The organism is Acidibrevibacterium sp. (assembly GCF_049965395.1).
Lineage (GTDB): Bacteria > Pseudomonadota > Alphaproteobacteria > Acetobacterales > Acetobacteraceae > Acidibrevibacterium > Acidibrevibacterium fodinaquatile.
Genome location: NZ_JBMFWJ010000031.1, coordinates 22,236 through 32,948, shown reverse-complemented (window position 1 = coordinate 32,948; position 10,713 = coordinate 22,236). Strand labels below are relative to the sequence as shown.

Below are 10,713 nucleotides of genomic sequence, written 5' to 3'. Positions count from 1 at the left end.
CGGTGAAAGGATTTGTCGTGCTGCCGAAACGATGGGTCGTCGAGCGGACGCTCGGACTCTGAGACGCCACCGCCCGGCACGCGTCGACGGCAGACTTGCGGGCCATGCGATGCTGCAATGCAAAAAAATGCTTGCGAGGGAGCCCGCGACTAGCTAAATTGTGCATCGCAGCAATGCGGCTCCGCCGCGCTGCTGCTTTCTTGGACGTTTCCTCCCTAAACTTGGCGGCGCCACAAGCGCCGCCATTTTTTTGCCCGCGCGACGGTGCGGGCGGCCGCATCAACCCGCGGGGAAAATCCTCAGAGCCCTTGCAGGAAAGGATTGCTGCGGCGTTCGGCGCCGATACGGGAGGCCGGCCCGTGACCACAGATGAAATGTACGTCGTCGCCGAGCGGGAGAATTTTTTCGGCGATCGCGGTGAGCAATTGCTGATGATCGCCATAAGGAAAATCGGTGCGGCCAATCGAGCCTTGAAACAAAACATCGCCGAGCACCGCGAAGCGGTTGGCGTGATCGACGAAGACGACATGGCCGGGCGTATGCCCGGGGCAGTGAAGAACCGCGAAAGGCACACCGGCGATCTCGACCTCGTCACCCTCGGTGAGGAAGCGGTCCGGCGCCACATCCTCCATGTCCGCGAGGCCGAACGCCGCCGCCTGGCGGGCGATGTTTTCGAGCAGGAAGCGATCCTGCGCCGCGGGCCCGACAATCGGCACCGTCCGGCCCGGTTGCGCCGTGGCCAGCGCCCGCGCCAGCGCGCTCGCCCCACCGGCATGGTCGAGATGGCCATGTGTCAGCAGGATTTGCTCGATGGTGACGCCAAGCTTCTCGATCGCGGCGAGGATGCGCGGGACATCGCCGCCAGGGTCGATCACCGCACCGCGGCGGCTTTCGGGGTCGGAGATAAGGGCGCAATTCTGCTGAAACGCGGTGACCGGGATCAGCGTGACCGAGAGTGTCATCGTGGCATCCTCGTCACGCGCCGACCGTCGCTTTGGTCAGCCAGCGCTCGCCATCGCGAACAACCCGGCCCTCGCTTTCGAGCTTGAGCAAATGGGCGAGGACATTGCGTTCGGCGGCGCGGCGCAGCATGGGATCGAGCTTGGAATAGAGCGCCGTCATCAGCTCGTGGGTATTCGCCGGGCCGTTCTCGAGGGCGGCGGCGATGGCGTTTTCGCGCGCGATGCGATGGGCGAGAAGGTCGCGGACGTAAGGATGCGGCGCCGGCAAAGCGGGGCCGTGGCCGGGAAGATAAACCCGGTCGGCGCGACCGAGGAGCCGTTCGAGGCTCGCGAAATACGCCGCCATATCGCCGCCGGGCGGGCTCACGATGCTCGTCGACCATCCCATCACGTGATCGGCGCTGAACAAAATGCCGTCTCGCCAGGCGAAACAGAGATGATCGGCGGCATGGCCGGGCGTGTAAACCGCGGTGAAGCCGGCCACCGCGTCGCCGTCATCGAGCGGAATATCCGGCGAAAAATCCGGGTGCGGGCTGGTTTTATAGGCCGCGACCGGAGCCCCGGTTGCGGCCCTGAGCGCTGCCGTCGCCCCGACATGGTCGATATGGGTGTGGCTCAACAGGATCATCGCCAGTTGGCCGCCCGCGTGCATCGCCCGGATCGCCGCCAGCAGCGCCGCGACATGGGCGGCGTCATCGGGACCGGGATCAAGCAACACCACGCCGTCTGGAGTCTCGATGAGATAGGTGTTGGTGCCGTGATAGGTCATCGGCCCGGGATTGGCGGCGACGACGCGGCGAATGCCAGGAAGCACCGGTTCCGCCACGCCGCGGCGTGGCTCGGATTCGGTCAAAAATGCCATGATCTCTCCTCAGCCAATCACTGTACACATAATCGTCCCTCTGGCTATCTGCCAACCATCACGCCAGTTCTGCTTCCGCGCGCATGCAGCATGCCCCCTCGGGGTCGCGCGATTCGAGGCGATAAACCTCGCCATCGCGCCAGCCGACGAGGGTCAAGGGGTGGCCGCCAAAGGCGGGGCGCTGGCCGCGGAAGCTGATTTTGGCGAGTTTTGCCCCAGCCGGGGCATGGCGGCGGAGGAGATCGGCGAGCAATGTCGCTTGCAACGGCCCATGCACGACCAAGCCGGGATAGCCCTCCACTGTCGTCACATAATCGAGATCATAATGGATGCGATGGCCGTTGCCGGTCAGCGCCGAATAGCGGAACAGCATCACCGCGTCGGGCGTCACGGTGCGGCTGAAGGCGCCTTGCGGCGGCGGCGGCTCGGCGCTGGCGGCGCGGATCGCAACCCCTTCCGCGCCGCGATAGACGATATCCTGCTCCTCCTCGATCGCTGGCCCCTCGCGGCCTTCGATGACGTGGCGCACGGTGACGAAAACCAGCCGCCCGGAGCCGCCGCTTTTTTCACGAATTGCGAGGATGGTGCTGGTGCGCCGGATCGCAGTGCCGGCGGCGAGCGGGGCGCGAAAAACCACCCGCCCGCCGGCCCACATCCGCCGTGTCAGCTCATGGATCGGGGGCAGGAAGCCGCCGCGCCGCGGGTGCCCGTCCGGCCCCAGCGCCGAAGCCGGCACCCAGGTTTGAAACAGCATCCAATGCCAAAGCGGCGGCAGATATCCGCCCGGCGCCACCGCCTCGGGCGCAAGATCAAGGGTCGCGGCAAGCCGCGCAATGGCGGCCGCCGCGACCTCGTCTCGGTGTTCTTCGCGGCGGCCGATGAAGTCCTCATACGCCATGATATCTACCCTTGGTTTCGCGTGAGCGCCGGCCGCATCCGGCAGCACCATCCCCCCAAACGGGTAGCCGATGCCGCGCGCATTGACCAGAAGCCTCTCGCCAGCGACCTAATGGTCAGTGGGCAGCGGGTTGAAATTGGCGGTTTTGTCGGCGTGGGAGAGGGTGGCGAGGGTGACCACGCCGGTGTGATTGACCAGCACGGTGAGGACATCGCCGCCGATACCGGTGCCGCCCGTGTCGAGTTCGTGCGGGGCGCGCGAGATCGGGCCGACATAATCGAGCGGGGCGCCGAGATCGGCGTCGAAATCGGCGGCGTCGTAAAAGAAATAGCGGGCGATGAAGCCCTCCACCCCAGGGTCGATCGCCGATGGGGCGCCGAGGCGCGCCGTCACGTCGCGCCAGAGGGTTTGGCCGGGGGTGATGAATTCGATATCGGCGGGGTGGATCGGCTGGTTCAGCGTCGTCCGCGTCCAGGTGATGGGCGAACAGCCAGCGGCGGCGAGGCCCGCGAGGCCGGCGAGGGCAGAGACGAGGCGCCGGGCGGAAACCACGGCTAGTCTTTCCCGAAGGGCCAGAACTGGAATTTCAGCGCATCGGTGCGGTTGCCGGAGACGATGTTTTGCACGATCCCGGCCTTGTCGAAGAAGACGTAGATATCATCGCCGGCGATGTTCACGCGTGAGAACAGCAAAAACGTCTCATGCTTGAGCGTATAATGGTAATAATGAAACAGCACTTGGCCATCGACCGCCTTGATCACTTGCGGCTGGCCGAGTAGGGCGATCACCTGCGTCTGCGTCGTCTGGCCGGGCTTGATCGCCGTCAGCGCATCGGCGTGAAGCGGTGGGTCGAGATCGGCGCGTGAAGCGGCACAGCCCGCGAGCGCCACCGCCGCCCAAATGACGGCGGCGTAAGACGCATTTCCTCGACGCTTGCGCATGCGGCTCGCTCCTGCTTCTTGCCCGCCGCCTTATATGGCGCGGTTTTGGCAGCGCGCCAGAGCGCCCCGGAGCCGTCGCGCAGCGAGACCAGTTAGCCGTGCTGCAACGCATCGAGGCTGCGCAGAACCTCGGCCGAAGCCGCTTCCACCGCCGCGATCTCGGTGAGTGCCTCATCGGTTTTGCCGGCCTCGAACAGGGCCGCGGCGCGCTTGCCATGTTCGTGAACCCGGCGATGCGGCGCCTCCAGCGCGGCGAAGGCGGGGTGGTCGCGATAGGGTATGGATGCCTCGCTCTCGACCCATTTGCCGAGCCGGCAGCCATGATGATCGGCGAGTTCCGCGGCTTTCAAAAGTGCCCGGCCCGAGGCCATGGCGATCAGCCGGCGTTTCCAGATCACATGGTCGGCCTTGGCGAGGCGGATCACTTTGCCGTCAAACGCCGCTGCCGCGACCCGTCCCATCTGCTGCGAAATCGCTGCCTCCAGCCCGTCTGCCGCCTGCGCGACCGCTTCCATCGCCTCGAGATTACGCCCCGCCATCTCGGCGATACCAAGGACGTGCTTCGCGCATTCTTGCATCGCGCTCATTTGCTGGGTGAGGGTGCTCGCATTGCTGGTCATCAACGCGCTGATGTTTTCGAGCTTGCCACTGGCAGTCGCCATGCCTTGGTTCAAGGCGTCGATGGTGGCGCGGCCCTCGGCGGTGATCTCGTCGCCGCTCGCCATCACCGCGCTCACCCGTGTCACGCGGCCGAGCAAGCCATCGATGCGGGTGCGGATGTCCTCGGTCGCCTTCGCGGTTTGCTGCGAGAGGTTTTTCACCTCATTGGCAACGACGGTAAACCCCTTGCCGGCCTCGCCGGCGCGCGCCGCCTCGATCGTCGCGTTCAGCGCAAGAAGCTGGGTTTGGCTCGCGATCCGCTCGATCGCGTGGACGATGCCGCCGATCTCACGCGAGGCATCGGCGAGCGCCGCGACATCGCGCGCGGCATCCTGCACCAGCGCCGCGAGTGCCCGAAACGCGCCGACCGCGCGCTCGGCATGGCCGACGCTTTCCGCCATCGCCGCCCGCGCATCCACCGTGCTCTCGGCGGTGTGGCGCGAAGCGCAGTCGATCTCGCGGATCGAGGCCACCATCTCCTCCACCGCCGCCGACATGGTTTGCGCGCTGGCGCTGGTTTCGCGCAAGGGGGCGAGCAGGCGAATGAGAAGAATGTTGAGTTCGGTCGCGTTTTGCGAGGTTGCCACCACCGCGTCGGCCTCGTCGCGGGCACGCGCGGCGAGTTCTGCCTGCACGTCGCCGAGCGCGCGCCCGAGCGCGGTCGCGGGCGCTGGGACGGAATTGTCGAAACGCCCAGCGCCAAGCGCGGCGAGGAAAGCGGCGATCTCGGGCGCCACCGCCTCGGGGGGTGCGGGCATCGGCAAGGCGCGTGGCGGTGGAGCCGGGTTGGTAAAGAGACGGAACGGACGTGACATGGCAATCCTTACGAGGAGACCCATACGGCGAGATCGAAGCGGCCACATGCGGCAGCGCAGGCAATGATAACGCAAGAGAATAAACGAATTGTTAAGACGCAACGCGGCTGCGGGCCGGCGCCGCGCTGTGGGCACGCCGCCGCGTGCCGCAAAAAATTCCGGCAATCTTGCTGCGCCGGCGCCTGGCCTTGCGATTGAAACCTGCGTAGACCATCCAGCTGGCGTAATCTCCTGACCACACGTGGGCGCGAAATCCCGGCATGGCAAGCGATTAACTGGATTGAGGTTAATTTTTCCTATCGCACTGCACCATAACGGGTTTTTGCCAGTTTGCGCTTGCCGCGAACCAGGTGCCGGGCTAGGTCTCCGGGCATTGCATAAACACGTCATGGCAGGGGGTGCAGCGATGGCGCGATCGGCGAAAATCGTGGAACGCGGCGGCAAGGGAAGCGGCGGCAAAGCGGAAGCGGGGTTGGGGCGGGAGGCGCTGCTTTCCGCCTATCACGACATGTTGCTGATCCGCCGCTTTGAGGAAAAAGCCGGCCAGCTTTACGGCATGGGCCTGATCGGCGGCTTTTGCCATCTCTATATCGGTCAGGAAGCGGTGGTGGTTGGGGTGCAGATGGCGCTCTCGGCGGGCGATCAGGTAATCACCAGCTATCGCGACCACGGCCACATGCTGGCGACCGGCATGGACCCGAGGGGCGTGATGGCCGAACTCACCGGGCGGCGCGACGGCTATTCGCACGGTAAGGGCGGCTCGATGCATATGTTCTCGCGCGAGAAGAATTTCTTTGGCGGCCATGGCATCGTCGGCGCGCAGGTCAGCCTTGGCACTGGGCTCGCTTTCGCCAATCGCTACCGTGGCAATGATCGCGTCGCCGTGACCTATTTCGGCGAGGGCGCCTCAAGCCAGGGTCAAGTCTATGAGAGCTTCAATCTCGCCGCGCTGATGAAATTACCGGTATTGTTTGTCATCGAGAACAATAAATACGGCATGGGCACCAGCGTCGAACGCTCTAGCGCCTCGCATGATCTGTCGAAAAATGGCGCGCCCTGGGGAATCCCCGGCGCCCAGGTGGATGGGATGGATGTGACAGCGGTTCATGCCGCCGCCAAGACCGCCATTGCCCATTGCCGCGCCGGCGAGGGGCCGTATCTCCTCGAGATGAAAACCTACCGCTATCGAGGCCATTCCATGTCCGATCCGGCGAAATACCGCTCGCGCGAGGAAGTTCAGAAAATGCGCAGCGAACGCGATTGCATCGATCATGCCCGCCAGCAACTCGCTGATCTCGGTGTCGAGGAAAGCGAACTCAAAGCGATCGATGACGCGGTGAAAAAGCAGATTCAGGAGGCGGCGGATTTCGCGCAAGCCTCGCCCGAGCCCGATCCCGCGGAACTCTGGACCGACGTTCTGGCGGAGGCGTGACATGGCAACGGAAATCCTCATGCCGGCGCTGTCACCGACGATGACCGAGGGCAAGCTCGCCCGCTGGCTCAAGAAAGAGGGTGATGCGATCCGCGCCGGCGACGTTATCGCCGAAATCGAGACCGACAAGGCGACGATGGAGGTCGAAGCCGTCGATGAAGGCGTGCTCGGCAAAATTCTTGTCCCCGAAGGGGCCGAGGGGGTTGCGGTGAATACGCCGATCGCTCTTCTCAGCGCCGATGGCGAAGCCGCCGACGCCGCGCCGAAAGCAGCGCCGGCCGCCAAACCCGCTCCCCCCCCCGCTCCCACCCCCGCTCCCGCCGCGGCACACGCATCGCCACCGGCGGCGCGAGCCGTGGCGGAAGAGAAAGACTGGGGGCCTGTGCAGAAAATCACCGTCCGCGAGGCGCTGCGCGACGCCATGGCCGCGGAAATGCGCGCTGACCCGGATGTTTTCCTACTCGGCGAAGAGGTCGCGCAGTATCAGGGCGCCTATAAAATCAGTCAGGGCCTGCTTGAGGAATTCGGCGAAAAACGGGTGATCGACACGCCGATCACCGAGCACGGCTTCACCGGGCTTGCGGTCGGCGCGGCGATGGCCGGGTTGAAGCCAATCCTCGAATTCATGACTTTCAACTTCGCGATGCAGGCGATCGATCAGATCATCAATTCCGCCGCCAAGACGCGCTATATGTCGGGCGGGCAGATGAGCTGCCCGATCGTGTTTCGCGGCCCCAATGGCGCTGCATCGCGGGTCGCAGCCCAGCACAGCCAATGCTATGCGAGTTGGTATGCGCATGTGCCCGGTCTCAAGGTCGTCGCCCCCTGGTCGGCGGCCGACGCCAAGGGGCTTTTGCGCGCCGCGATCCGCGATCCCAATCCGGTGATCTTCCTCGAAAACGAGATCCTTTACGGCCACAGCTTCGATTGCCCGACCGCCGAGGATTTCCTGCTGCCGCTTGGGCGCGCGAAAATCGAGCGGCCAGGCAAGCATGTCACCATCACCGGGTTTTCCATCTCCGTCGGCACCGCGCTTGCCGCAGCGGAAGCGCTGGCCGCGGAAGGGATCGATGCCGAGGTGATCAATCTTCGCACGCTCCGCCCCCTTGATATCGAAACCATCGTTGCCAGCGTCAAAAAAACCAACCGTTTGGTGACGGTCGAAGAAGGCTGGCCCTTTGCCGGCATCGGCGCCGAGATCGCGATGCAGGTGATCGAACAGTGTTTCGACTGGCTAGACGCACCGCCGATGCGTGTGTACGGTGCCGATGTGCCGCTGCCCTATGCCGCCAATCTCGAAAAACTGGCGCTGCCGCAGCCGGATTGGGTGATCGAGGCCGTGCGCAAAACCGTCCGCGGCATGGGCTGAGGGAGAAAATCATGGCCACCAACATCCTGATGCCGGCCTTGTCACCGACCATGACGGAGGGCACGCTGGCGCGCTGGCTCAAAAAAGAGGGCGACGATATTCGCGCCGGTGACGTCATCGCCGAAATCGAGACCGACAAGGCGACGATGGAGGTCGAAGCCGTCGATGAAGGCTTGCTCGGCAAGATTCTCGTCCCCGAGGGCAGCGCCGGGGTCAAGGTCAATACACCGATCGCGATCCTCGTCGCGGAAGGCGAAAACGTGCCGGCGCAAGCCGACGCGCCGCCAGCGGCGTCGGGTAATGCGAAAGAGACGCGCAAAGACGCCGCACCGGCGCCCGCGCAGCCGGCCTCCCAATCCGCAAAACCACCCGCCACCGTCAGCGCGGATCACGGCGAGCGGATTTTCGTTTCCCCCCTCGCTCGTCGTATGGCGCTGCAGGCCGGGATCGATCTTGCAACGCTTTCCGGTAGTGGCCCGAATGGGCGCATCGTCAAGGCCGATATTGAAGCGGCTCTCCGTAAACCGAGCGCCGCACCTTCCGATACCGCGCCGGCATCAGCGGCACCCGCGCCGCCGCGCGCCAGCGCGATCACCGCGCCGCACGAACTCGTGCCGCATTCGTCGATGCGCAAAATCATTGCCCGCCGCTTGAGCGAGGCCAAGCAGCAGATCCCGCATTTCTATCTCTCGCTCGATATCGGACTCGATGCCTTGCTCGATCTCCGCGCCACACTGAATGCGAAAGCGCCGAAAGAGGGGCCTGGCGCCTTCAAACTTTCAGTCAATGACCTGATCATCAAAGCGGCGGCGATTGCGCTGCGGCGCGTCCCGCGTGTCAATGCGAGCTTCACCGAGGACGGCATCGCCTATTATCGCGACGTCGATATCAGCGTCGCGGTCGCGATTCCGGATGGCTTGATCACCCCGATCATTCGCGGCGCCGATCAAAAAGGCCTTGCCGCGATCAGCAACGAGATGAAGGCCCTCGCCGGGCGGGCGCGCGCCGGCAAGCTTAAGCCAGAGGAATACCAGGGCGGCGGCTTCTCGATTTCCAATCTCGGCATGTATGGTATCAGCGCGTTTTCGGCGATCATCAACCCGCCGCAAAGCGCGATCCTCGCGATCGGCGCGGGAGAGAAACGCGCCGTGGTTCGCGGTGATGCCATTGCCATCGCGACGATGATGACCTGCACGCTCAGCGTCGATCATCGCGTCGTCGATGGCGCGCTCGGCGCCGAATGGCTCGCAGCGTTCAAAGCGATCATCGACGATCCGCTGAGCCTGATGCTCTGACACTCCGAACGGGAGCCGAAAATGGCTGACACCTCCTTTGATCTGATCGTGCTCGGCGGCGGGCCTGGCGGCTATGTCGCGGCGATCCGCGCAGCACAGCTCGGCATGAAAACCGCGGTGGTCGAGCGCGAGCATCTCGGCGGCATTTGTCTCAACTGGGGCTGCATCCCGACGAAAGCGCTGCTGCGCGCGGCGGAAATCAATCACATCTTGCACCATCTTCCGGAATTCGGGTTCGCCGCCGATAATGTTCGCTTCGATCTCGGCAAAGTGGTTGCACGCTCGCGCGCGGTCGCAAAGCAGCTTTCGTCCGGCGTCGCTCATCTGCTCAAAAAAAACAAAGTCACCGTCTTCGACGGTGCCGGCCGGCTGGCGGGCGCCGGGAAGCTCGCCGTCACCAAGAACGACACGCCGGTTGCGACCCTCACCGCACCGCATATCGTGCTCGCGACCGGGGCGCGGGCGCGCGAACTCCACGGCTTGGAAGCCGATGGCAAGCTGATCTGGACCTACAAGGATGCGATGGTGCCGAAGACGCTGCCCAAGCGGCTTCTGGTCGTCGGCTCGGGTGCCATTGGCATCGAGTTCGCCTGTTTTTATCGTAGCCTTGGCGCTGAGGTGACGGTGGTCGAAGTGCTCGATCGCATTCTCCCGGTGGAAGACGCCGAAATCAGTGCATTCGCGCAAAAGGCCTTCGAGAAACAAGGCATCACGATTCTCACCAAGGCGACGGTGAAGGGCGCGAAAAAGACGGCCGATAGCGTCAACGTCGAGATCGAGGCCGGCGGCAAGAGTTCGCAAATCACCGTCGACCGGGTGATCTCGGCGGTCGGCATCGTCGGCAATGTCGAAGCGATTGGGCTTGCCGAGGCCGGCGTGCGGGTCGAGAAAACCCATGTCGTGATCGATGACTATTGCCGCACCAATGTTCCTGGTATCTATGCCATCGGCGACCTTGCCGGCCCGCCCTGGCTTGCTCACAAAGCGAGCCACGAGGGTATCGTTTGTGTCGAGAAAATCGCCGGTATCAAGGGCGTCCATCCGCTCGATGCGAGCAACATCCCCGGCTGCACCTATTGCCGCCCGCAAATCGCCTCGGTGGGACTGACCGAGGCCAAGGCCAAGGAGTCCGGGCGCGAGGTTCGGGTCGGCCGCTTCCCCTTCATCGGCAATGGCAAGGCGATTGCGCTCGGCGAGCCGGAAGGCATGGTGAAAACCGTGTTCGACGCCAAAACCGGCGAATTGCTCGGCGCCCACATGATCGGCGCGGAAGTGACGGAAATGATCCAGGGCTTCGCGATCGCCCGCACCCTCGAAAGCACCGAGGCGGAACTGATGGCGACGGTGTTCCCGCACCCGACGGTGAGCGAGGCGATGGCCGAATCGGTGCTCGATGCCTATGGTCGAGCGATTCATTTCTAACGCGGAAAATTTTCTTGCTTCTTTTTTATAAAAAAAGAAGCGCTTGACTTCGTTTTT

At 64.2% G+C, this 10,713-nt stretch carries 10 protein-coding genes; 4 read left to right on the top strand and 6 right to left on the bottom strand.

Annotated elements, in window-relative coordinates:
- Positions 1-299: 299 nt before the first annotated feature.
- The 6 genes from ACP5M5_RS10225 to ACP5M5_RS10200 form a co-directional block, all read right to left on the bottom strand.
- Positions 300-962 (bottom strand): MBL fold metallo-hydrolase, encoded by a 663-nt coding sequence (locus tag ACP5M5_RS10225; protein WP_427937094.1) that lies wholly within the window; start codon positions 960-962, stop codon positions 300-302.
- A 13-nt stretch (positions 963-975) separates the two neighbouring features.
- Positions 976-1,824 (bottom strand): MBL fold metallo-hydrolase, encoded by an 849-nt coding sequence (locus ACP5M5_RS10220; RefSeq protein ID WP_427937093.1) that lies wholly within the window; start codon positions 1,822-1,824, stop codon positions 976-978.
- Positions 1,825-1,882: 58 nt separating this feature from the next.
- Positions 1,883-2,722 (bottom strand): FAS1-like dehydratase domain-containing protein, encoded by an 840-nt coding sequence (locus ACP5M5_RS10215; protein WP_427937091.1) that lies wholly within the window; start codon positions 2,720-2,722, stop codon positions 1,883-1,885.
- A gap of 108 nt (positions 2,723-2,830) precedes the next feature.
- Positions 2,831-3,274, bottom strand: a complete 444-nt coding sequence (locus tag ACP5M5_RS10210) for a hypothetical protein (RefSeq protein WP_427937089.1) — start codon at positions 3,272-3,274, stop codon at positions 2,831-2,833.
- Positions 3,275-3,276: 2 nt separating this feature from the next.
- Positions 3,277-3,663 (bottom strand): outer membrane protein assembly factor BamE domain-containing protein, encoded by a 387-nt coding sequence (bamE, locus tag ACP5M5_RS10205; RefSeq protein ID WP_427937087.1) that lies wholly within the window; start codon positions 3,661-3,663, stop codon positions 3,277-3,279.
- A 92-nt stretch (positions 3,664-3,755) separates the two neighbouring features.
- Entirely contained in the window at positions 3,756-5,138 is a 1,383-nt protein-coding gene (locus tag ACP5M5_RS10200) for a methyl-accepting chemotaxis protein (RefSeq protein WP_427937085.1), read from the bottom strand.
- A gap of 388 nt (positions 5,139-5,526) precedes the next feature.
- Here ACP5M5_RS10200 and pdhA point away from each other — a divergent pair, with 388 nt between their 5' ends.
- Genes pdhA through lpdA form a run of 4 tightly spaced genes read left to right on the top strand, consistent with a single transcriptional unit; the run spans position 5,527 to position 10,656 of the window.
- A complete protein-coding gene (gene pdhA, locus ACP5M5_RS10195; protein WP_427937083.1) occupies positions 5,527-6,570 on the top strand; it encodes a pyruvate dehydrogenase (acetyl-transferring) E1 component subunit alpha in 1,044 nt (347 codons plus the stop codon).
- A 1-nt stretch (position 6,571) separates the two neighbouring features.
- The gene (locus tag ACP5M5_RS10190; protein ID WP_427937081.1) at positions 6,572-7,939 is read left to right on the top strand and encodes a pyruvate dehydrogenase complex E1 component subunit beta; all 1,368 of its coding nucleotides are present in this window, start codon (positions 6,572-6,574) and stop codon (positions 7,937-7,939) included.
- Between the two features lie 11 nt (positions 7,940-7,950).
- The gene (locus ACP5M5_RS10185; RefSeq protein WP_427937079.1) at positions 7,951-9,234 is read left to right on the top strand and encodes a pyruvate dehydrogenase complex dihydrolipoamide acetyltransferase; all 1,284 of its coding nucleotides are present in this window, start codon (positions 7,951-7,953) and stop codon (positions 9,232-9,234) included.
- A 21-nt stretch (positions 9,235-9,255) separates the two neighbouring features.
- Positions 9,256-10,656: a dihydrolipoyl dehydrogenase gene (lpdA, locus tag ACP5M5_RS10180; RefSeq protein ID WP_427937077.1), complete on the top strand. Its 1,401-nt coding sequence runs from the start codon at positions 9,256-9,258 to the stop codon at positions 10,654-10,656.
- Positions 10,657-10,713 lie beyond the last annotated feature (57 nt).

What these genes read in the sequence shown, in the direction of transcription:
- ACP5M5_RS10225 (WP_427937094.1), bottom strand. Translation starts at nt 962, where the DNA reads ATGACACTCTCGGTCACGCTGATCCCGGTCACCGCGTTTCAGCAGAAT.
- ACP5M5_RS10220 (WP_427937093.1), bottom strand. Translation starts at nt 1,824, where the DNA reads ATGGCATTTTTGACCGAATCCGAGCCACGCCGCGGCGTGGCGGAACCG.
- ACP5M5_RS10215 (WP_427937091.1), bottom strand. Translation starts at nt 2,722, where the DNA reads ATGGCGTATGAGGACTTCATCGGCCGCCGCGAAGAACACCGAGACGAG.
- bamE (WP_427937087.1), bottom strand. Translation starts at nt 3,663, where the DNA reads ATGCGCAAGCGTCGAGGAAATGCGTCTTACGCCGCCGTCATTTGGGCG.
- ACP5M5_RS10200 (WP_427937085.1), bottom strand. Translation starts at nt 5,138, where the DNA reads ATGTCACGTCCGTTCCGTCTCTTTACCAACCCGGCTCCACCGCCACGC.
- pdhA (WP_427937083.1), top strand. Translation starts at nt 5,527, where the DNA reads ATGGCAGGGGGTGCAGCGATGGCGCGATCGGCGAAAATCGTGGAACGC.
- ACP5M5_RS10190 (WP_427937081.1), top strand. Translation starts at nt 6,572, where the DNA reads ATGGCAACGGAAATCCTCATGCCGGCGCTGTCACCGACGATGACCGAG.
- ACP5M5_RS10185 (WP_427937079.1), top strand. Translation starts at nt 7,951, where the DNA reads ATGGCCACCAACATCCTGATGCCGGCCTTGTCACCGACCATGACGGAG.
- lpdA (WP_427937077.1), top strand. Translation starts at nt 9,256, where the DNA reads ATGGCTGACACCTCCTTTGATCTGATCGTGCTCGGCGGCGGGCCTGGC.